General features: G+C 63.5%; 19 protein-coding genes. 10 read left to right on the top strand and 9 right to left on the bottom strand.

Annotation, left to right across the window (positions count from 1 at the left end):
* The first annotated feature begins 45 nt into the window (after nt 1–45).
* Nucleotides 46–1,422, top strand: a complete 1,377-nt coding sequence (locus tag C9990_RS17420) for an MFS transporter (RefSeq protein WP_106804102.1) — start codon at nt 46–48, stop codon at nt 1,420–1,422.
* On the opposite strand, the gene C9990_RS17415 is transcribed toward C9990_RS17420, so the two are convergent.
* The 6 genes from C9990_RS17415 to C9990_RS17390 all read right to left on the bottom strand — a co-directional run bounded on the left by C9990_RS17415 (nt 1,369) and on the right by C9990_RS17390 (nt 8,762).
* Nucleotides 1,369–2,244 carry a LysR substrate-binding domain-containing protein gene (locus tag C9990_RS17415; protein ID WP_106804101.1) on the bottom strand — a complete coding sequence of 292 codons (876 nt, stop codon included), beginning with the start codon at nt 2,242–2,244 and terminating at the stop codon, nt 1,369–1,371. The two genes, C9990_RS17420 and C9990_RS17415, sit on opposite strands and share 54 nt — an antisense overlap.
* A gap of 141 nt (nt 2,245–2,385) precedes the next feature.
* Nucleotides 2,386–3,555 carry a hypothetical protein gene (locus C9990_RS17410; RefSeq protein WP_065906703.1) on the bottom strand — a complete coding sequence of 390 codons (1,170 nt, stop codon included), beginning with the start codon at nt 3,553–3,555 and terminating at the stop codon, nt 2,386–2,388.
* A gap of 84 nt (nt 3,556–3,639) precedes the next feature.
* Complete coding sequence (locus C9990_RS17405; protein ID WP_106804100.1) at nt 3,640–5,280, bottom strand: ABC transporter ATP-binding protein; 1,641 nt, start codon at nt 5,278–5,280, stop codon at nt 3,640–3,642.
* 2 nt (nt 5,281–5,282) lie between these two features.
* A complete protein-coding gene (locus tag C9990_RS17400; RefSeq protein ID WP_106804099.1) occupies nt 5,283–6,119 on the bottom strand; it encodes an ABC transporter permease in 837 nt (278 codons plus the stop codon).
* Nucleotides 6,116–7,069 carry an ABC transporter permease gene (locus tag C9990_RS17395; protein WP_106804098.1) on the bottom strand — a complete coding sequence of 318 codons (954 nt, stop codon included), beginning with the start codon at nt 7,067–7,069 and terminating at the stop codon, nt 6,116–6,118. Before C9990_RS17395 ends, C9990_RS17400 begins: the two co-directional genes overlap by 4 nt.
* A gap of 49 nt (nt 7,070–7,118) precedes the next feature.
* Entirely contained in the window at nt 7,119–8,762 is a 1,644-nt protein-coding gene (locus C9990_RS17390; protein ID WP_106804097.1) for an ABC transporter substrate-binding protein, read from the bottom strand.
* Nucleotides 8,763–9,018: 256 nt separating this feature from the next.
* Between C9990_RS17390 and C9990_RS17385 the strand changes: the two genes are divergently transcribed.
* Nucleotides 9,019–9,951 carry a LysR substrate-binding domain-containing protein gene (locus tag C9990_RS17385; protein ID WP_065906715.1) on the top strand — a complete coding sequence of 311 codons (933 nt, stop codon included), beginning with the start codon at nt 9,019–9,021 and terminating at the stop codon, nt 9,949–9,951.
* Nucleotides 9,952–10,055: 104 nt separating this feature from the next.
* Here the strand turns inward: C9990_RS17385 and C9990_RS17380 are convergent, their stop codons facing one another.
* The gene (locus C9990_RS17380) at nt 10,056–11,360 is read right to left on the bottom strand and encodes an ATP-binding protein (protein ID WP_065906717.1); all 1,305 of its coding nucleotides are present in this window, start codon (nt 11,358–11,360) and stop codon (nt 10,056–10,058) included.
* Nucleotides 11,357–12,097, bottom strand: coding sequence for a response regulator (locus tag C9990_RS17375; protein WP_106804096.1), 741 nt, complete (start codon nt 12,095–12,097; stop codon nt 11,357–11,359). Before C9990_RS17375 ends, C9990_RS17380 begins: the two co-directional genes overlap by 4 nt.
* Nucleotides 12,098–12,334: 237 nt before the next feature.
* Between C9990_RS17375 and C9990_RS17370 the strand changes: the two genes are divergently transcribed.
* The 5 genes from C9990_RS17370 (at nt 12,335) to C9990_RS17350 (ending at nt 16,803) form a co-directional block, all read left to right on the top strand.
* A complete protein-coding gene (locus tag C9990_RS17370) occupies nt 12,335–13,369 on the top strand; it encodes an isopenicillin N synthase family oxygenase (RefSeq protein WP_106804095.1) in 1,035 nt (344 codons plus the stop codon).
* Between the two features lie 13 nt (nt 13,370–13,382).
* Nucleotides 13,383–14,177 carry a MetQ/NlpA family ABC transporter substrate-binding protein gene (locus C9990_RS17365; protein ID WP_065906720.1) on the top strand — a complete coding sequence of 265 codons (795 nt, stop codon included), beginning with the start codon at nt 13,383–13,385 and terminating at the stop codon, nt 14,175–14,177.
* On the top strand, nt 14,174–14,920 hold the full coding sequence (locus C9990_RS17360) for a methionine ABC transporter ATP-binding protein (protein ID WP_106804094.1): 747 nt from the start codon (nt 14,174–14,176) through the stop codon (nt 14,918–14,920). The genes C9990_RS17365 and C9990_RS17360 overlap by 4 nt, the downstream gene beginning before the upstream one ends.
* Nucleotides 14,917–15,582, top strand: coding sequence for a methionine ABC transporter permease (locus tag C9990_RS17355; protein ID WP_106804093.1), 666 nt, complete (start codon nt 14,917–14,919; stop codon nt 15,580–15,582). The genes C9990_RS17360 and C9990_RS17355 overlap by 4 nt, the downstream gene beginning before the upstream one ends.
* A 141-nt stretch (nt 15,583–15,723) precedes the next feature.
* Nucleotides 15,724–16,803, top strand: coding sequence for a sigma-54-dependent Fis family transcriptional regulator (locus C9990_RS17350; protein ID WP_106804092.1), 1,080 nt, complete (start codon nt 15,724–15,726; stop codon nt 16,801–16,803).
* On the opposite strand, the gene C9990_RS17345 is transcribed toward C9990_RS17350, so the two are convergent.
* The gene (locus C9990_RS17345; RefSeq protein ID WP_106804091.1) at nt 16,781–18,190 is read right to left on the bottom strand and encodes a PLP-dependent aminotransferase family protein; all 1,410 of its coding nucleotides are present in this window, start codon (nt 18,188–18,190) and stop codon (nt 16,781–16,783) included. The two genes, C9990_RS17350 and C9990_RS17345, sit on opposite strands and share 23 nt — an antisense overlap.
* A gap of 123 nt (nt 18,191–18,313) precedes the next feature.
* On the opposite strand from C9990_RS17345, the gene C9990_RS17340 reads away from it, so the two are divergent.
* The 3 genes from C9990_RS17340 (at nt 18,314) to C9990_RS17330 (ending at nt 21,365) form a co-directional block, all read left to right on the top strand.
* Nucleotides 18,314–18,946: a LysE family translocator gene (locus C9990_RS17340; protein ID WP_106804090.1), complete on the top strand. Its 633-nt coding sequence runs from the start codon at nt 18,314–18,316 to the stop codon at nt 18,944–18,946.
* Between the two features lie 82 nt (nt 18,947–19,028).
* The gene (locus C9990_RS17335; RefSeq protein ID WP_106804089.1) at nt 19,029–20,087 is read left to right on the top strand and encodes a diguanylate cyclase; all 1,059 of its coding nucleotides are present in this window, start codon (nt 19,029–19,031) and stop codon (nt 20,085–20,087) included.
* A gap of 48 nt (nt 20,088–20,135) precedes the next feature.
* Nucleotides 20,136–21,365 carry a M20/M25/M40 family metallo-hydrolase gene (locus C9990_RS17330; protein WP_106804088.1) on the top strand — a complete coding sequence of 410 codons (1,230 nt, stop codon included), beginning with the start codon at nt 20,136–20,138 and terminating at the stop codon, nt 21,363–21,365.
* The last annotated feature ends 168 nt before the right edge of the window (nt 21,366–21,533 follow it).

Genomic DNA, 21,533 nt, shown 5'->3' with positions numbered 1-21,533 from the left:
CACGCCCACCGTTACTCCATCAAAAACAACAATAGGGAGAACACCATGACCGCCCAACCCGTCAATATCGACGACCTGCCGATCGGCCGCTTTCACCTGAAGATCGCCGGCCTGACTTTCGGCGCGCACTTCACCGATGGCTACATCCTCGGCCTGATCGGTATCGCTTTCACCCTGCTCAGCCCACAGATGCAACTCGACGCCTTCTGGCAAGGCTTGATCGGTGCCTCGGCGCTGATCGGGCTGTTCCTCGGCAGCCTGTTTTTCGGCTGGATCTCCGACACCCTCGGCCGGCAGAAAATCTTCCTGGTCAGCTTTGTGTTGATCACTGTCGCCTCGGTCATGCAGTTCTATGCCGAAACGGCCATGGGCCTGTTGTTGTGCCGCATCCTCATCGGCATTGGCCTTGGCGGTGATTTCAGTGTCGGCCATGCCATGCTGGCGGAGTTTTCGCCGAAGAAACATCGCGGCGTGCTGCTGGGCTCATTCAGTGTGATCTGGACCTTCGGCTACGTGGCCGCAACCTTTGTCGGCACGGCCATGCTCAGCCTGGGTGACGATGCCTGGCGCTGGATGCTGGCGTCCTCGGCGATTCCCGCCGGGCTGATCCTGATCGCGCGTATCGGCACCCCGGAATCACCGCGCTGGCTGATCAACCGTGGGCGCATCGCGGAAGCCCGCGCCATCGTCAAGAAGCACCTCGGCGAACACGTGGTCCTCGATGAAGAACCGTCGACGCAGACCCGTTCGGGCTACGGCGTCCTGTTCAGCCGTGAATACCGCAAGCGCACGGCGTTCAACTGCCTGTTCTTTGTGTGCATCGTGATGCCGTACTTTGCGATCTACACGTTCCTGCCGTCGATCCTGCAGAAGATGGGCCTGTCCCAGGGCTTTGGCACCGAACTGCTGCTCAACCTGTTGCTGATTGTCGGTGCGCTGATCGGCATCTGGTGCACGGTGAAGTTCTCGCGCCGGGGCTTCCTGATCAACTCATTCATCATCCTCGCCGTCGCGCTGTTCCTGCTCGCGGTGTTGCCGGGCAGCATGGCCTGGCTGATGGTGCTGACCTTCGGCGTGTTCACCCTGGTGTTGTCGGCGGTGAGCAACCTGGTCGGGGTGTTCCCGGCAGAAAGCTTCCCCACCGAAGTGCGTGCCAGCGGTATCGGCCTGGCGACGGCGGTGAGCCGCCTGGGCTCGGCGGTCAGTACCTTCCTGCTGCCGGTGAGCGTGGCCGGCATCGGCTTGAGCCCGACCATGGGCATTCTCTCGGCGATCCTGGTGCTGGGCGCGCTCATCTCCTGGGCATGGGCGCCGGAAACCAAGGCGTTGACCTTGAGCCAGGCGTGCAAGGCCGAGGCGCCCGTGCCATCAGGGATTGCTGACCTGGCCCAGCCACTGCGTAAACAGCCGAACCTTGGATAAGCCCAGCTTGTCCGGCGCCACATCCAGCCAATAGCCATACGGGCCGATCACCTCCACGGGGGTGATCGGCAGCAGGCTGCCATTGGCCAATTCCCGCTCGATCATCTGCCGGTCGATCACCGCCAGGCCACCGCCTGCCAGCGCGGTGTGAATCACCTGGTCCAGGGTGCTGAATTCCAGGCCCTGGTCCGCATCGATGTCCTCCCGGCCCATGGCCGCCAGCCAGTTCTCCCAGACCTTCAAGCGCTTGCCGTCGTGCAGGATATGCAGGAGCGGGGCGCGGCGCAGGTCGGGCGGCTGGCCGTCGATGAACAGCTCCGGGCTGGCTACGGCGATGTGGCGTTCCATCACCAGCAATTCGCTGCTGCAATGCAGTGCCGGTTCCAGGCCGAAGCGGATCTGGCAGTCGATTTCCGCCAGGCTTGCGTGACTGTTTTGATGGGTGACGCTGAGGTTGATGTCCGGGTAGCGCTCGCAAAAGCGCCGCAAGTGCGCGGACAGCCAGCGCGTGGCCCAGGTCGGCGGCGCGACGATGCGCAGGCGCTGGCGCAGGTTGGGCACGCGCATGGCCTGCAGGGCTCGCTCGATATGGTCGAAGGCGTCACTCAGGTGCGGCGAGAGGGCGAAGCCGGCTTCGGTCAGGGCCAGGCCTTGCGGCGTGCGGATGAACAGGGCGACACCGAGGTAGTCCTCCAACTGCTTGATCTGCCGACTGACCGCACCTTGGGTCACGTTGAGGCCGACGGCGGCCTGGCTGAAGCTGCGGTGGCGGGCGACTTCTTCGAAGACGCGGAGCATGTTGAGGGAGGGCAGTTGGCGCATGAAATGGATTCCACACCGGTTGTTTTTATAGTGTTTTTGGCGGCCTCTTCGCGGGCAAGCCCGCTCCCACATTTTGACCGCGGCGCCGATCAAATGTGGGAGCGGGCTTGCTCGCGAAGGCATCAGTAATGACGCCGCCTATTAGAAGTAATACCCAATGTTCATGTACAGCTGATTTTCCCATTGGTTACTACCCCCAGCCCCCAAGCTCTGGGTATAGCTGCTCCCACCAATGTACGGATCGTTCTTGCCGATCAACCATTCCGTCGCCACCCACAGCTTGCTGACCGAAAACGACGTCCCCAGAATCACCCGCTGCGAGGTCTTGAACTGATCCTCGGATTTATCGAACGCACTGTAGTTGGCATACAGCTTCACCCCACTGACCTGGTCGAACAGGTACTTGCCGCCGACGTCATAACTCAGATCCGCCACATACAAATTGCCCCGGCTGGCCACGTTGAAGGTGCCGTCATAACCGCCCAACGTGACCACGCTGTCGGTGCCTGGGTTGCGCGGTGACATCTGTTGGCGCGCTGCCTGCAATTGCAGGCCCCACGGGCCGTTCTTGCCCAGGTAGTGGACGGCTACTGCGTTGCGGCGGCCGTCGTTGCCGGTGTCTTTGTTTTCCAGGGTCGAGGTCAGGCCGGACACGCCGACTTCGGACTTCCAGCCGCCCAGGTCGAGGGCCTTGGCCACGCGCAGCACCACGGTGTTGCGTTCCTGGTTGTCGCTGCCATCGGCGACGTAGCTGTCGGCGCCGGAGACCACGCTGGAATAGGTCACGCCCTTGCTGGTGCCTTTGCCTTGCCAGGCCGGGCGCAGGTAGTAGCCGGCCTGGACGTTCCAGTCGCCGGTCTGCTGCACGTACTTGGCGCCGACCTGCTGCACGTCTTCCAGGCCGATCACGTTGCCCAGGGTTTCATAAAAGGTGCTGCCGAAGTACGGCTGCAGCCCGAACGGCACGGTGTTGAGGCCGACTTGCACCTGTTGCTCGGGGTTGAACTTGTAGCCGACCCAGGCGAACTTGGCGAACTGGATATCGCCGTAGTTCTTGGTGTACTGGTAGGGGTACGAGCGCCCGTAGAACCGGTACTGCGCTTCGCCGATCCAGCTGTCGGAGTTGTACTTGGCGCTGAGGTACACGGTGTCGAGGCCGAACTTCTGGATGTCGCGGTCCGGGTCATAGTCCCAGCGTGCCCGGATGGCGCCGCCGAGGTCGAGGTTGTCGGTGACTTGCACGGCCATGGCCGGCGCCGCGAGGGCGCCGAGCACAGGGATAAGGGTGAAGTAGCGCATCGTTGGTCGCATGGTTTTACTCTCGTTTTTAGTTATTTTTGGCAACAGCAGCCCGTTGCCGCAGCGAACGCTGCGACGCGGGGAAAAGGTTTCAACTCAGTGCGCGGCGGGGCGGATCAGCCGTAGCGGCGGCCCGGCCGCCGGCAATTGCGACGCGCCGGGAGCCGCGGCGAGCAATGCCTGGGTGTAGGCGTTCTGCGGGCGCAGCAGCACCTGTTCGGCGGTGCCGTATTCGACCACCTCGCCCTGGCGCATCACCGCGATGTGGTCGCTGATCTGCGCCGCCACTCGCAGGTCGTGGGTGATGAACAGGATGCTCAGGTTCAACTGCTGCTGCAGCGTGGCGAGCAATTCCAGTACCTGCTTTTGCACCGACACATCCAGCGCCGACACGCTTTCATCGGCGATCAGCACTTCCGGGCGCATCGCCAGGGCGCGGGCAATGCCGATGCGCTGGCGCTGGCCGCCGGAGAACTGCCGAGGCTTGCGCTGCAGGGCATCGCGCTTGAGGCCCACCTGCTCAAGCAGGTCGCCGGCTTCGGCCCAGGCATCCTTGGCCGACAGCCCCCGCAATTGCGCGGCGCGCGCGATGATGTCACCGACACGGTGGCGGGGATTGAGCGAGCCATACGGGTCCTGGAAAATCATCTGGATACGCCGGCGATTGGCGGCCAATGCCGCGCCGCGCAGGGCCAGGAAGTCGGTGTCGCCGACCCACACATGGCCACTGTCGCTGTCCACCAGGCGGATCGCGGCCTTGACCAGCGTGCTTTTGCCCGAGCCGGATTCACCGACAATCGCCAGTGTCTTGCCGCGCGGCAGGTTCAGCGACACATCGCGCAGCGCCGCCACCGAGCTGCCGCCGACCGTGTAGGTCTTGGTCAGGTGCTCGATGCGCAAGGCCATTTCGCCGTCCTCGCTCGGCACATGCAGTTCGGGGTGCAGCGCCGGCACCGCCGCAATCAGCTTGCGGGTGTAGGCATGAGCCGGCGCATTCAGCACCTGGTCGCGTGCGCCGATCTCCACCAGGCGGCCACCTTCCATCACCGCGATGCGGTCGGCAATCTGCGCCACCACGCCAAAGTCGTGGGTGATAAACAGGATGCCGTGCTGCCCGCGCCCACGCAGGTCGCGCACCAGCTTCAGTACTTGGGCCTGGGTGGTCACGTCGAGGGCGGTGGTGGGTTCGTCGGCGATCAGCAGGTCCGGGTTCATCGCCAGGGCCATGGCAATCACCACGCGCTGGCATTGCCCCCCGGACAACTGGTGCGGGAAGCTGTTGGCGATGCGCGGCGGGTCCGGCAGTTGCGTGGACGCCAACAGCGCAAGCATGCGTTCGCGGCGCTCGGCGCCGGGCATCTGCGGCGCATGAATGTCGAAGATCTCTTCGACTTGCTTGCCGATGCGAATCGCCGGGTTGAGTGCGGCCATCGGCTCCTGGAAAATCATCGCAATGCGGTTGCCGCGCAGTGCCCGCAGGCGCGCGTCGTCGAGGCGGCAGATATCCTCGCCGAGGAAGTCGATGACCCCACCGGCATGCCGCAGGCCCTTGGCGTAATCGCCCATGATCGCCGCCGACAGCACGGACTTGCCCGAGCCCGACTCGCCGATCACACAGAGGATTTCGCCCTTGCGCACGTCCAGGCTGATGCCTTGCACGGCGTGGCTGCGGTCGGCGCCCTTGGGCAGTTCGACGGACAGGTTGTCGACCCGCAATACGGTTTGCTCGCTGCTCATGCTCAACTCCTTGCGCCTTGCTGCGCGTGTTCATCCAGCCCGTCGGCGAGCAGGCTCAGGCCGAGCATCAGGGTGGAGATGGCGATGCAGGGGAAGATCACCAGGTGCGGGAAGGAAATGGCCATGGCGCGGCCGTCATTGATCATGCCGCCCCAGTCCGGGGTCGGTGGCGGCAGGCCGAGGCCGAGGAACCCGAGGGCGCCGATCATGATCGCGGTGTAGCCGATGCGCAGGCAGAAATCGACGATCAGCGGCCCGCCGCAGTTGGCCAGGATTTCCACCAGCATGATCCGCAGCGAGCCTTCGCCCTGGGTGATGGCGCTGAGCACGTAGTCGCGCGAGCGGATGTCGATGGTCAGCGCGCGCATGATGCGAAAGATCGCCGGCGCGCTGGTGAAGGTCACCGCAATCAGGATGTTCAGCGCCGAAGCGCCGAGGGCGATGATGATCACGATGTACAGCACCAGCACCGGGAACGACAGCACGGTGTCGGCCACATACGACAGCACCGCGTCGACCCAGCCATTGAAGTAACCGGCGCACAGGCCCATGGCGATGCCCACGGCAAAGGCGGTGAGGGTGGCGAGGATCGACCAGAACAGCACGGTGCGCGTGCCCCAGATCAGCCGCGAGAGAATGTCGCGGCCAATCATGTCGGTGCCCAGCAGGAACCGCGCGCCGTCATCGCCGGCAGTCAGCGGGGTCAGCAGCGGCGTGAAACTTTCCAGCGGATCATGCGGCGCCAGCCACGGCGCGCACAGGGCGATCAGCACCCAGCCGCCGACCAGCAGCAGGCCGAGCAGCGCCAGCGGATGCTTGAAGGATTTGAGCAGGTTCATGGGCGGCCTCCGCCGAGACTGCGCAGGGTGATGCGCGGGTTGAGCCAGGTGTAGGCGAGGTCCGAGAAGATCTTGCTGACGCCCACCACCACGCCGCTGATCATCGCGCAGGCTTCGATCAGGTAGACGTCATGGTTGAGCGAAGCGGTATAGAGCAGCGAGCCGAAGCCCTTGTAGGCGAAAAACACTTCCACCACGATCACGTTCGACAGCAGCCAGGGGATGTACAGCATGATCACCGTGACCGGCGCGATCAGCACATTGCGCAGCGCGTGGCGCAGCACGATGCGTGCAGTGGAGGCACCTTTGAGGCGCGCGGTGCGGATGTACGGCGCCTGCATCACCTCGACCATCGACGCGCGGGTGATACGCGCCAGGTAGCCGATGCCGAACAGGCACAGCACCATCAGCGGCAGCACCAGTTCGACGGCGCTGAAGCCGTCACTCATGCTGCTGACACCGGGCAGCCAGTTGAGCCAGAACACAAAGATCGCCGAGACGAATACGGCGCTGGCGAAGTCCGGGATCGAGGTGGTGACGATCGACAGGAACGACACCAGCCGGTCGACCGGCGAGCCCTGGCGGATCCCCGCGAGGACGCCCAGGGTCAGCGCCACCGGCACCATCACCAGCAAGGCCAGCCCGGCCAGGGTCAGGGTTTGCCAGAGGTTGGGCAGCAGCAGCTTGAGCACCGATTCGCGAAAGTACACCGAAGTGCCCCAGTCGCCGCTGACGAAATCCTTCAACCACACCAGGTAACGCCACGCGAACGGCTGGTTATAGCCGTGTTCCAGCAGCCACGCGGCGCGCTGGTCGGCGGCGGAGTAGGGGCCGAGGACGTTGATTGCCACGTCCTCGATATTCAGTTCCAGCGCCAGGAACACAATCAGCGATACCGACAGCAGGGTCGCCAGCAGCATCAGCAATTTGCGCAGTAGAAAATGAGCCATCAGGTGCACGCTCCGACGGGGGGATGGGAAGGGGTGTTGCGCCTGTCGATCAGGCGCTCAGCCAGACACTGCCCATGGGGTAGAAGTCGGAGGGGTGGACCTGGAAGCCCTGGACCTTTTTGCTCACGGCGGTGAACTTGTCACCCCAGAACGGCTGCACGATCACGCACGCGTCCTGCAGGATCTGCTCGACGTCTTGCATGGCCGCCGCGCGTTGCTTGGGGTCGATGATGCCCATGGCCTTGTCCAGGGCCGCATCAAAGGCCGGGTCGTGGTAGTGGCTTTCGTTCCAGGCGCCGCCGCCACGGTAGGCCAGCTCCAGGGACATCACCCCAAGCGGGCGGTGGGCCCAATAGGTCAGGCTGAACGCGGCCTTGTCCCAGATCGGCCAGTACTGGGCCGCGGGCACCACCTTGAGGTTGATGCGGATGCCGGCTTCCAGGCAGTTCTGTTGCAGGATCTGCGCGCAATCCTGCTCATAGCGGCCCTGTGTGTTGCCGACGATCAGGTCGATGTCCAGGCCATTGGCAAACCCGGCCTCGACCAGCAGTTTTTTCGCCGCCGCCACGTCGCGCTCGCGCTTGGGCAACGCAAAGTACTCCGGATGAGAGGGCGCCACGTGGTGGTCTTCGCCGAGGGTGCCCATGCCGCGATAGGCGACCTTGAGCATTTGTGCGTTGTCGGCGCACAGCACTACCGCCTTGCGCACCCGCACATCGGTGAACGGCTGCTGGTCGCAGGCCATGCGCATCACCACGGTCTGTGCGGATTTGCAGCTGAGCAGCTGCGCACCCGGCAAGCGCTTGGCCAGGTCGAGTTCGGCCACGGTCACGCGGTACAGCACGTCGACCTGACCGGCCTGCAGGGCGGCCAGGTGGGTGGACACGTCGGTGCCCATGTCGATATAGCGCAACTCGTCGAGGTTGGCCGGCTTGCCCCAATAGTCGGCGCGCTTGGCGAACGTCGCCTGCTTGTTGACCGCGAATGACACCAGCTTGAATGGCCCGGTCGCCAGCGGGTTCTTGGCCCAGTCATCGCCAGCCTTGAAGCTGCGATGGACCATGGCGCAGGTGAACGCGTTGAGCATCTCCGGGATCGCCAGGATCGGCCGCTTGAGTTGCAGGCGGAACTGGTAGTCGCTGACTTTTTCGAAGGCCTTGATGTCCTGGAACGCCGTGCGGTTGACCGACTTGGAGTCGGCGGCGATCCAGCGCTGGATATTGTGCTGGACATCGTCGACGTTGAAGCTGTCGCCGTTGCTCCACTTCACGTCCTGGCGCAGGTTGAAGGTCCAGGTTGTGAGGTCGTCGGACGGGCTCCAGCTTTCGGCGAGGTACGGGTGGGTGATGTTGTCGGCGTCGACCCAGGTCAGGTATTCCAGCGCATTGCGCAGCAGGTTCGACGCTTCGATCCAGGTGATCAGCATCGGGTCCTGGATTTCCTGGATCGCGCAGGCAAAACGCAGGCTGCCGCCTTGGCGGGCCGGCGTGCCGTCGGCGGCCTGGGCATCGTTGCCGAGCAGGGCTGCGCCGATAAAGCTGCTGGCGCTGGCCACGGTGATGCCGAGGAGGGCGGCGGTGCGCAGGAATTGGCGGCGGTTGATCTCGCCGCTTTGCACCTGATTGCACAGGGCTTCGACGGCGGGGTGCGGCGCGTTACCGTCCAGGGTCGCTAAAACGTTGGAATCGGACATGGGGCTGCTCTCATGTTGTTTTTATTAGAGATGCCCGCAGTTTTGTCATCGGTGCGACGATCGACAAACGATAAATTCAGCGGTTAAACGTTCCTTAAACGCATGTTAGTCGGCGTGGCGGTGGCGGTGTGTCGAGATAGACGCGCCGCTGGCGTGGCGATCGTTACTGCGCGATACAAAAAATCATGTTGGCTAGGAAAAAACTGCTGGCTCATGGGATGCTTGGCGCCTCGTCAGTCGTCCTCGAGTGCTTCCCATGAAACGCAAAATGCCCGGGCTCAATGCCCTCAAGGCTTTCGAAGTGGCCGGCAGTACCGGCAGTTTTACCCGGGCTGCCGAGCTGCTGAACGTGACCCAGAGCGCGGTCAGCCGCCAGGTCCGGCAGTTGGAAGAGCAGCTGGGCGAGAACTTGTTGGAGCGTCGTCACCATCACCTCGAACTGACCAGCGCAGGGCGTGTGTTGCTGCGCGCGCTGCACCAGTCGTTCGACAAGATCGAGTTGACGGTGCGCAGCATCCAGCAGAAAACCCATTCCAACCGGTTGCACGTCAACGCGCCGCCGACCTTCACCAGCCGCTGGCTGATGCCCCGCCTGGGGCGTTTGCGCGAGGCCCATCCGGAGCTGGAACTGAGCATCACCACCTGTTTGCAGGACAGCCTGGCGCAGACCAGCACGCTGGATTGCGCGATTCGGTTTGGCAACGGCGAATGGGATGGCCTCGACAGTTCGTTGCTGATACAGGAGCGGCATATCGCCGTGTGCGCGCCGTCGCTGTATGCCCGTGAGTGCAGCGACGAGGGCGTGGACCTCAACCGCATGACGTTGCTGCATGTGCTGGCCAGCGAAGACCAGCGTTATCTGACCTGGAAACACTGGCTGGACGCGGCGCGCATCCACGGTGTGGATACCCAGGGCGGGTATGAATTCGACCTGCTGGACCTGGCCATTCGCGCGGCCACCGATGGGTTGGGGATCACCATTGCCGACTGGCATATGGTCGCGGCGGAGTTGGCATCGGGGCAGTTGACCCAGGTGCTGAACGTGCATGTGGAGGGGCATCAGTCCTATTGGCTGGTGACGCGACCGGAGCAAACGGATTTGCCGCAGTTGCAGGTGTTCAGCCAGTGGTTGCAGGAAGAGATCTGGTTGGCGCAGCGGCAGTTGGAGCCGTCTACGGCGGCGAACTGACGGTTTTTCTGTAGGCGCGGGCTTGCCGGCGATCGCATCGGCGCGGCAGGCCTGCCACACCCGGGTGTCCGCAGCGCTGGCAAGCCAGCGCCTGCCGGGGTATCTTACAAGCTGATCTTGATCTGCGCGCACAACCCGCCTTCCGGGCGGTTGCTCAAGGTCAGCGAACCGCCAATGGCCACCACCAGTTGCTGGGCAATCGCCAGCCCCAGCCCGGTGCCGCCGGTGCCACGGTTGCGTGAGCTTTCCACGCGGTAGAACGGTTGCATGACCTGCACCAGTTCGTCTTCGGCGATGCCGGGGCCGTCGTCCAACACCTTGATCGACAGCTCGCCCTCGGTCGTCGAGCCGACTTCCAATTGCGCGGCGCCGGCAAATTTGAGGGCGTTGTCCACCAGGTTGACCAGCACCCGCCGCAGCGCGTGGGGACGGGTGTCGAGCACCACTGCACTTTTGCCGCTGAGGCTCACCTGCTTGTGCATGTCCTGGTAGTCGAACACCAGGCTGTCGAGGAAGGCGTCGAGGTGGATGCGGTGGCTGGCTTCAGTGGCGCCGTGCACGCTGCGGGCATAGGCGACGCCTTCGCGCACCAGGTGCTCCATTTCGCTGAGATCACCCCAGAGTTTGTCGCGATCAGCCGAATTCTCCATGAACTCGGCGCGCAGCTTCATGCGGGTGATCGGGGTTTGCAGGTCGTGGGAAATCGCCGCCAGGATCTGCATGCGTTCCTTGAGGTATTCGGCGATGCGCTGCTGCATGGCGTTGAACGCGGCAGCCGCGTGGGCCACTTCGGTCGGGCCGTGTTCATCCAGCGGCGTCGGATGGGCGTTGGGGTCGAGGGTCTCCACGGCGCGGGCCAGACGGGTCAGCGGGCGGATGGCGAGGCGCACGGCGAACCAGGTGCAGCCCAGCAGCAGCGCGAGTTGCAGCACCAGCACCACCGGCAGCCAGTAGGCCACGGGCAGGGCGGCGGGGCGCACGTCAAGGGTGATCGGGTTGCCGTCGGCCAGGGTCAGGTGCGCCTGGAAGTGCTTCTGCAACCCAGGGATCGTGCGAAAGGTCAGGGCGTACTGTTCGCCCAGGGCCTCGGCGATCGAGGTGGCGGCCATTGGGATGTCATCGTTGCGCATCGGCTCGCCGGGCTCGCCGGCGTTGAGCAGGTAGCGGTAGTTCTGCCGGTCGATGCGCGGCAGCCAGGCCGCGCGTTCGTTGGCGGGCAGGCGGTCGAGGATCGCCACCGAGGTGGACACGTCGTTTTCCAGGTTGCCGAGCATGGCAGTCCGCGCGCTGATATAGCGCTCGTAGAACTGCGCACTGAAGGACAGGCCATGGGCACACACCAGGCTGATCAGGAAGATCAGCGACAACTGCGACGCCAGGGTGCGTGGCCAGCCGAGTTTGAAGGTCATTGATCGGCCCCGAGGATTTCCACCGCCAGGGAGAACACATAACCCTCGCTGCGCACGGTCTTGATATAGGCCGGCTCGCGCGCTTCATCCAGCAGGCGCTGGCGCAGGCGGCTCACCAACAGGTCGATGGAGCGGTCGAACAGGTCGGCATCGCGGCCCTGGGTCAGGTTGAGCAACTGGTCGCGGTTGAGCACTCGCTGGGGGTGGTCGAGGAACACCCGCAGCAGGCGGTATTCGGCGCCGCTCAGCGCCACCAGGGTGTCGTCTTCATCGAGCAGGTGGCGCGCGGTGGTGTCCAGGCGCCAACGGCCAAACCGGATCAGGCGCCCGGTTTCGCTGACCAAAAGGTTCGGCGGCAGCATCCGCGTGCGCCGCAACACTGCGTTGATGCGTGCAAGCAACTCGCGGGCGGCGAAGGGTTTGACCAGGTAATCGTCAGCGCCCATTTCCAGGCCGATGATGCGGTCGGTTTCATCGTTGCGCGCGGTGAGCATCAGCACCGGCGTGGCCTTGTGCTTGCCCACTCGCAGCTCGCGGCACAGCTGCAGGCCGTCGTCGCCGGGCATCATGATATCCAGCACGATCAGGTCGACAGGGGTGGTGTCGAGGAAGCTGCGCATCTGGCGGCCGTCGGCGACCACGGTGGTGCGCATGCCGTTTTTTTTCAGGTAATTGCCCACCAGTTCGCGGATCTCGCGGTCGTCATCGACGATCAGGATGTGATCGACATGGTCCATGCTGCCTTCCTCGTTAAATACTCTTGGGCGGCAGTCTAGCCAGTGTCGGCGCGCTTGCCTTGTGCCCTTTGTATTGCAGTGTATCTGGCGATAGCGAGATACACGACGAAGCAAAAAGCCAGCGCGGAAGGTAGGTCGACCTGCCTAAGCTAATTCTAAAAAGATATTTATTGCTGGTTTTTAAGATCGTTTAGCTTGGACGCTTCTCAAGGATTCTGTTCAAGGAGCGAGCCGCCGATGTCCCACGTGCAGTCCATCACCACGTTACCCTTGCTCGACCTATCGCAGCTCGATGGCAGCCCGCAGCAACGCCAGCAGTTCCTCGACGAGTTGCGCCTGGCGGCGCGGCATATCGGGTTTTTCTACCTCACCGGCCACGGGATCGACCCAGCGTTGCTGGCCGAAGTGCAGCAGCAGGCGCGCGCGTTCTTTGCCTTGCCCGAGGCCGACAAGCTGGCGGTGGGCATGCTCAATTCGCCGCACTTTCGCGGCTATAACCGCGCGGCCTCGGAGATCACTCGTGGGCAGCCGGACCTGCGCGAGCAATTTGACGTCGGCGCCGAGCGCGAGCCACTTGATGCGGGCCACCATCCGGCGGCCTGGGCGCGCCTGCAAGGCCCTAATCAATGGCCGGCAGCCTTGCCGCAACTCAAGCCGCTGGTGCTCGGCTGGCAGCAGGCGATGACGCAGATGGCGCTGCGCCTGTTGCGCGCCTTTGCCCAAGCGTTGTCGTTGCCGGAAAACGCCTTTGACCCGCTGTACGGCGACAAGCCCAACGAGCACATCAAGCTGATCCGCTACCCCGGTCGTCACGCCCAGCAAAGCCGCCAGGGGGTGGGGGCGCACAAGGACTCCGGCTTCCTGAGCTTTTTGCTGCAGGACCAGGCCGGCTTGCAGGTGGAAGTCGAGGAGGGCCGCTGGATTGATGCGTCGCCGCGCCCCGACACACTGGTGGTGAACATCGGCGAGTTGCTGGAACTGGCCAGCAATGGCTACCTGCGCGCCACCGTGCACCGGGTGGTATCGCCGCCGCTGGGCAGCGAGCGCCTGTCGCTGGCGTTCTTCCTCGGTGCACAACTCGACGCGGTGGTGCCGGTGTTCCCACTGGCGCCAGAGCTGCTGCGCGACGCCCACGGCCCGACCAGCGATCCGCGCAATCCGTTGCTGCGCGAGGTCGGCTGGAATTACCTCAAGGGCCGCCTGCGCTCGCACCCCGATGTCGCCCAACGTTTCTACGCCGACGCCACGCTTCCCCACGCACTGTCCGCCTGATCAGGAGATCACTATGTTGAAGAAATCTGCACTTACCCTGGCGGCGTTGTTGGCCTCTTTCAGCGTGTCGGCCGCCGACGCCTTGCGCGTGGCTGCCGACCCGATTCCCCACGCGCAAATCCTTGAATACGTGCAAAAGCTCGACCCGGGCCTGAAGCTGAAAATCATCGAGATCCCCAGCGGCGTGAACTCCAACGAGTTGCTCGCGCATGGCGATGTCGACGCCAATTACTTCCAGCACCTGCCGTACCTCAATTCCCAGGAGCAGGCGCTCGGCCAGAAGTTTGCGGTGGCGGCCACCGTGCATATCGAGCCGCTGGGCATCTACTCCCATCGCCACACCAGCCTCGCCCAGGTGCCGGACAAAGGCACCGTGGCCGTGCCGAACAACGTCACCAACCTCAGCCGCGCGTTGTACCTGCTGCAAGCCAACGGCCTGATCAAACTCAAACCGGGCTTCAACGACGCCTCCAAGGACCAGGCCACGCCCAAGGACATCGCCGAGAACCCCAGGCACTTGAAGATCCTCGAAATCGAGTCGCCGCAGATCCCGCGGGCCCTGGATGACGTGGACCTGGCGGTGATCAATGGCAACTTCGCCCTGGAAGCCGGATTGCAGCCGGCCAAGGATGCGCTGGGGCTGGAAAAGGCCGAAGGCAATCCGTATGCGAATATCCTCGTGACCACGCCGAAATTGCTCGAAGACCCGCGCATCAAGCAGCTGGCCAACGACCTGCGCTCACCGGCGGTGGCCAAGTTCATCAGCGAGAAATACGCCGGTTCGGTAATCCCGGTGGCGGCCGAATGATCGTCGTCGAGGCGGTCAGCAAAACCTACGCCGATGGCCAGCCACCGGCGCTGGATAATGTGTCGTTGCAGATTGCCGATGGTTCGATCTTTGGCATCGTCGGGCGCAGCGGCGCGGGCAAAAGCACCTTGCTGCGCTGCCTCAACCTGCTTGAGCGGCCGACCTCCGGACGCATCCTCATGGACGGCCAGGACCTCACGCAGCTGAGCGACAAGCAACTGCGCCAGCAACGCCAGCGCATCGGCATGATCTTCCAGGGTTTCAACCTGCTGCATTCGCGCAACGTGGCGGATAACGTCGCGGTGCCGTTGGAAATCGCCAAAATGCCCAAGCCCGAACGTGCCGCGCGGGTCGCCGAGTTGCTGGCATTGGTGGGCTTGAGCGACAAGGCCCAGGCCTTTCCCTCGCAGCTGTCGGGCGGGCAGAAACAGCGCGTCGGCATCGCCCGTGCATTGGCGGCGCGTCCGGCGTATCTGTTGTCGGATGAGGCCACCAGCGCCCTTGACCCGGAAACCACGGCGTCGATCCTCGAATTGTTGCGCGACATCAACCGGCAACTGGGGGTGACCATCGTGCTGATCACCCACGAGCTGGAGGTGGTCAAGGCGATTTGCGACAGCGCCGTGTCCCTGGCCGATGGGCGCGTGGTGGAAAGCGGCAGCCTGGTGCAATTGCAGGCCGACCCATCCTCGCGCCTGGGCCGTTCGCTCGCCCCCAGCCTGCAAGTGGTGAGGGCCGTATGAAAACCGACTGGCAGGACATCCTGCAATTGCTCCTCAACGCCACCGGCGAAACCCTGTACATGGTGCTGCTCGCGGGGTGGTTCACCCTGCTGATCGGCCTGCCGCTAGGCGTGCTGCTGTTTATCAGCCGGCGTGGCGGACTGCTGCCGTTGCCTCGGGTCAATCGTGTGCTCGGCGGGGTGATCAACCTGGGGCGCTCGTTGCCGTTCGTGGTGATGTTGATTGCGCTGATTCCGCTGACCCGCCTGATCGTCGGCACCACCCTGGGCAGCACGGCGGCGGTGGTGCCGATCACCATCGGCGCGTTTCCGTTTTTTGCGCGGATTGTCGAGACCGCGCTGGATGAAGTGGACAAGGGCCGCATCGAAGCCATCGTGGCCATGGGCGGCGATATCCGGCATGTGATTCTCAAGGTGCTGTTGCCCGAAGCGCTGCCGGCGCTGGTGGCCGGGGTGACCTTGACGCTGGTGATGTTGATCGGCTTTTCGTCGATGGCCGGGGTGATCGGTGGCGGCGGGCTGGGCGACCTTGCGATCCGCTACGGTTACCAGCGTTTCAACAACCAGATCATGGTGGTCACGGTGATTGTGCTGGTGGTGCTGGTGCAGGGCGTGCAAAGCCTGGGTGATCGGTGTGTACGCTCATTGGCGCACCGTCGCTGAGGGGGGATGCGCGGCTATCGCAGGCCAGCCAGCGTCTAGGGCTTATGGTTATTTGCTAATGAATTTTAAATATTTTCGGTTATAACGAGGAGTCAGTACAGTCACGCTTCATCTTCCATCCTTGCCGCCGGGAAATTGTTCATGAGCCGTCCCCACGGGCACCCCACGCCGATCCTGACCTTGCCACAGGGCGAAAAGGATCCGCTGTCGATTCGCGCCAAGGCCCTGGTGTTTTCCGACCCGCGCTCACTGCAATTGCTCGACTACCTCAAGCGTGTCGGGCCCAGCGAAGCGCCGGTGTTGATCAATGGCGAGACCGGTACCGGCAAGGAGTTGGTGGCGCGCTACATCCACAGTGCCAGCGGGCGCACCGGTGCGTTTGTGCCGGTGAACTGCGGCGCGATCAGCGAGAACCTTGCCGAGAGTGAGTTTTTCGGTCACGAAGCCGGTTCGTTTTCCGGGGCGTCCGGGCGGCGCATCGGCTGGTTTGAAGAGGCGGATGGCGGCACGCTGTTTCTCGATGAGATCGGCGACCTGCCACTGCCTTTGCAGGTGAAGTTGCTGCGAGTGTTGCAGGAACAGGAGGTGGTGCGCGTCGGTTCGCGCAAGCCGATCAAGATCAATATCCGCCTGGTGACCGCCACCAACATCGACCTTGAACAAGCCGTGGAGGCGGGCAATTTCCGCCTCGACCTGTTCTACCGCATCAACGTTGCCCAGGTGCAGGTGCTGCCGCTGCGCGAACGGCCGCTGGATATCCTGCCGTTGGTGGAGCACTTCCGCCGGCTGTACAGCGCCAAGTTGAAAATCGCCGAGCCGATGCTCTCCGAGTCCGCCACCCAGGCACTGCTCGATTATCCGTGGCCGGGCAATATCCGCGAGCTGGAAAATGTCGTGCACCTGGCACTGCTGGTGGCCGGCGACAAACCGATCATGCCCAACCACCTGAAGTTTTCCGCCGGGCTCAGTGCCCTGCATTCCAGTGCCAACAGCAGCGCGCCGCGCATCCCCCAGGAGGTGATGCGCGAGCAACTGCTGCGCCTGTTCGAGGTGCCGGGGGATACCTTGCTGCACGACATCGAAGACTTGATCGTGCGCGAGGCGTTTGCGTTCTGTGGCTTCAACCAACTGCGAACCGCCGACTTGCTGGGGATTACCCGCAATGCGATGCGCACGCTGCTGGTCAATCACGGCATGCTCAAGGGGCGCGCGAAGCCCTGAGCAACTGTTCGAACAGCTGCTGCACCCGTGGCTCGTCACTGTGGGCCACATTGAAACGCATCGAATCACGGTGCGCCGGGTCGTAGCCGAACAAGGTGCCCGGTGCCAACACCATGCCTTGCTTCAGCGCGGCCTGCGCCAACTGCTCGCCGTCGACTCCGGCGGGTAGCCGCGCCCAGATGAACATCCCGCCTTCAAACCCCATTGGCAGCTCGCAACCGCAGCGCTTGAGCCATTGCTCGACGCGCCCACCGGCTTCCATCAAACGCTGGACCATGCGCTTGCGGTGCTTGCCGTAGCTGCCTTCGCTGAGCATGCGGTAGACGATCTGCTCGAACAGCTCTGAAGTCACGCCGCCGCTCATCAATTTCATATTGGTCAGGTTGGCCGCCAGTTGCGGCGCGGCCACCACGTAGCTGACGCGGGCGTTGGCACTGAGAATCTTGGAGAACCCCGACAGGTAGGTGACCTGCTCCAGGCCGGCGAGGGCGGCCAGGCGTGGCGGCGGATTGGGGTGCAGATCGCCGTAGAGGTCATCCTCGACGATATGGCAGTGGTACTGCTGGGTCAGTTGCAGCAGGCGAAACGCCTGGCTGGGGCTGAACGAATGGCCGGTGGGGTTGTGCAGCACGCTGGTGGTCAAGTACAGGCTGGGACGGTGTTCGGCCAGCAGGTGTTCGAGGGCGGTGAAGTCGAAACCGTCGGGGCGACGTTCGAGGGTCACCACCTTGACCCCATGCAAGGCCAGGTTGGCGTGGAAATTGAAGTAGCAGGGCGCGTCCAGCAGCACCGTGTCGCCGGGCCGCGCGAGCAGGCGCATGAGCATGTCCAGGCCTTGCACGGTGTTGGGCGTGGTGATGATCTGTTCCACCGGCACCGACAGGCCTTCCGTGTGCAGCTTCTGTTGCAGGGCCTGGCGCAACGGTAGCAGCCCGGCCGGCGTGCCCAGCCCGGCGATGCGCAACGAGGGCGCACGCACGGTGCTGCGCATGGCTTGGCGAATCGGCTCGGCGTCCAGCCATTCCTCCGGCAAGTGGCCGCCGCCGGGGCGCAGATCGCCGCCGGCGGTGGCCAGCGGGCGTCGCAAAACGCTGAGCAGGTCCTGGGGCAGTAGCTCGACCCAGGCCGCCGAGGCCGGGCGCACGCGGTCTATCGCCACGAAAAAGCCACGGCCCTGGCTGGAGGTGAGCAGGTTGCGCCCGCGCAGGCGGTCCAGCGCCTCATTGAGGGTGAACTTGCTGACGCCCAGCACCTGGGTCAGTTCACGCACCGACGGCAACTTGCTGCCGGGCGCCCATTCACCGTGCTCGATGGCCTGGCTGAACGCCTCGACGATCTGCTGCACCTTGGGCACGCCCGGTACAAAGGCGATGGCGGATACCAACATGGACCTTCCTTGTGTTTGCTGGTGATTTCACCGGTAAAGTCAGGGTGGATTAGGCCTTACTTTACCTGCCTTGTACACGGCTGCTTGCCTAGACTGCAGGTCTTCTTACCCAAGGTCCACGCCATGACCAGCGCATTGACGCTTCCTTCGTTTCTATACTTCCTGCTGTTTTGCGCCACCATGACCTTCAGCCCTGGCCCCATGACGTTGCTGCTGTTGAGCCTGGGCCTGAAGGCCGGCCTGCGCAGTTCACTCCCGGCGCAGCTCGGCGCCAGTGTGGCGTACTTGATTTCGATCCTGGTCTTCGCCGTGGGCTTCTCGGAATTGATCAAGGGCAACCAGGCCATCACCCAAGGAATCCAGCTGGTCGGTGTGGCCTACATCCTTTACCTGGCCTACCGGCAGTGGACCAGCAGCGGCGTGTCGATAGACCGAATGGGCGCCGTGGACGGCGCGCGCGGCCTGTTCGGCAAGGGTTTGCTCACCGGGTTTTCCAACCCCAAGACCCTCATCATGTTCAGTGCCGTGTTCCCACAGTTCGCCGGGGCAGGGGAGCACAGCTCGATGACGGACATCGCCATCCTCGGGCTGACGTTTCTGCTGCTGCAATTTGCCAGCGGCTGCCTGTACTGCTACTTCGGTCAACGCATCAAGCACCTGCTGGAAAATCCCCGGCGCCGAGTGCTGTTGCAGCGGGTCACGGCAGTATTGCTGCTGGGGGTGGCGCTGATGCTGGCGCGTGGCTTTGCACACTGACGGTGACAGCCTTATGAGCGGTAGTGGCGATCTGCCCGTGCCCTGATAGACTCCAGGCATTCCTCCAGGATCTCACCCCACCATGTCAGCTGCAGAAGGAAACGGACTTCCGCTCGCTTCACGGCTGTACAAATCCCGTACCCTGGGGCTGACGCTCGGTTTCGTCTGCGTGGTGTTCGGCATGTATCCGCTGAACCCACCTGCATGGCTGTGGGCCTGGATGCTGATCAACGCGTTCGTGTGGCCGCACCTGGCCTTTCAACTCTCGCTGCGCAGCGCCCAAACGCTGCGCAGTGAACGCCGCAACCTGTTGTTCGATTCCTTCTGTGGCGGGTTCTGGGTCGGCGCCATGCACTTCAATCCACTGCCCAGCGTGACCACGCTGTCGATGATGACCATGAACAACGTGGCCATCGGCGGCCCGCGTTTCATGCTCGCGGGCTGGGTGGCGCAGGCACTGGGTATTGGCTGCTCGCTGTTGATCCTGACCCCGGCGTTTATTGCGGTGACCACCGAGACCCAGCTTTACGCGTGTCTGCCGATCCTGATGCTGTACCCGCTGGCCCTCGGCTGGATCTGCTATCGCCAGGCGGTGACGCTGGCCCGCCACAAACGTGAGCTGCTGGCGTTGAGCCGCACCGACAGCCTGTCCGGCCTGCTCAATCACGGCGCCTGGAAAGACCACCTGGAAATCGAATTCCAACGCTGCCGCCGCGAGCAACAGGGCGCCGCGATTGCGTTGATCGACATTGATCATTTCAAAGTCATCAACGACACCTACGGGCATGTCACCGGCGATATCGTCCTGCGCCAACTCAGCAAGGTGCTGCGCCAGAACCTGCGCGCCACTGACCTGGCCGGGCGCTATGGCGGGGACGAATTCTGCGTGATCCTGCCGGACATGCCGCTCAACCGCGCGACCGAAGTCATGGACGCCTTGCGTGATCGCTTCAATGCGCTGGCCTACGCCCAGGACCCGACCCTGCGTGTCAGCCTGAGCATTGGCCTGGCGCCGTATCATTCGGCCCACGCCGATTCCACCAGTTGGCTGAACGACGCCGACCAGGCGTTGTACGAAGCCAAGAGCAGTGGGCGTAACCGCGTCAGTTCCGTACAAGGGAGTTGGTTGCGATCGATCTAGTGGGGTAGGGTGTGGCGGCACCTCCCAATAAAAAACAAGGATCGGTCCATGCTCTTCAACTTTCCACGTACCCTCCTGGCCGCCACCCTGGCCTTGTCCTTCGCGATGCCGGCCTACAGTGCCGAACCTCACAAACAGATCCAGGCAGACGCCGAACAGTACAAGGCCGAGGCCCTGAAATTGCTGGAGCGCCTGGTGAACATCGACTCGGGCTCCGGCTACGAGCCGGGCTTGACCCAAGTGCGCGACATCGCCGTTGATGAACTCAAGCAACTGGGCTTCACGATTGAGCTAGTGCCGGACAAGGCCGCCAATAACAGCCATGTGATCGCCACCCTCAAGGGCACCGGCAAGGCCAGGATCCTGCTGATGGCGCACATGGACACCGTGTTCAAGGAAGGCTCGGCCGCCGAGCGCCCGTTCCATATCAAGGACGGCCGCGCCTATGGCCCGGGCGTAATGGATGACAAGGGCGGCATCGTCGCCGGCATCTATGCGCTCAAAGTCCTGAAAAACCAGGGCTTCAAGGACTACGCGCAAATCACCTTCCTGCTCGACGCCAGCGAAGAAACCGGTTCCGACGCCGCCTCGGACCTGATCCGCAAAACCGCCAAGGCCCACGACGTGACCCTCAACCTCGAACCCGGCCGCCCGGCGGATGGCCTGGTGGTATGGCGCAAAGGCAGCGCCACCGCCGTGGTCGAAGTCAAGGGTAAGGCCGCCCACGCCGGCGTCGCTCCGGAACTGGGGCGCAACGCCGCCATGGAAGCCGCGCACCAGATCCTGCAACTGGGCAAGCTGGGCGACGAGGAGAAGAAAACCACCATCAACTTCACCGTGCTCAAGGCCGGCGACCGCGTCAACGTCATCCCCGACCAAGCCACGGCCAAGGCGGATGTACGCGCGGCGCTGCCGGAAGAGTTTGATCGGATCGAAAAAGACCTCGCGCGAGTGTCGGCGAACAAGCTGATCCCCGACACCGAAGTGAAGACCAGCCTGCTGCGGGGCCTGCCACCGATGCCGCAGACGCCGGAGTCCGACAAACTGGTCGCGATTGCCCAGGGCATCTATGGGGAATTGGGCAAGAAGCTAACAATTGAAGGCAGTGGTGGCGCGGCGGATGCGAGTCTGTCCGCCGGCGTGGGCACTCCGACACTGGATGGGTTTGGGATCGTCGGCGGGAATATCCACACACCGGAGGAATACGCGGAAGTGGAAAGCGTGGCGCCGCGTATTTATCTGCTGAGCCGGATGATTATGGAGCTGTCGAAGCGCTGATTTTCCGCTGAGCGACTCTCTTTTGTGGTGAGCAGGCTTGCCCTGCGTGGGGCTGCACAGCAGCCCCAGAATCGACAAATACTGATTTACCTGAAAGTACCCACTGCCTGCACTGGGGTCGCTTCGCGGCCCAACGTGAGCACGCGAAGGTTGGTACTAAGTTGACCG

This window comes from Pseudomonas sp. S5D5 (assembly GCF_003013355.1).
Classification (GTDB): domain Bacteria; phylum Pseudomonadota; class Gammaproteobacteria; order Pseudomonadales; family Pseudomonadaceae; genus Aquipseudomonas; species Aquipseudomonas aylmerensis.
The sequence above is the reverse complement of the archived record's forward strand: the minus strand, read 5'-3'. Positions and strand labels throughout refer to the sequence as shown.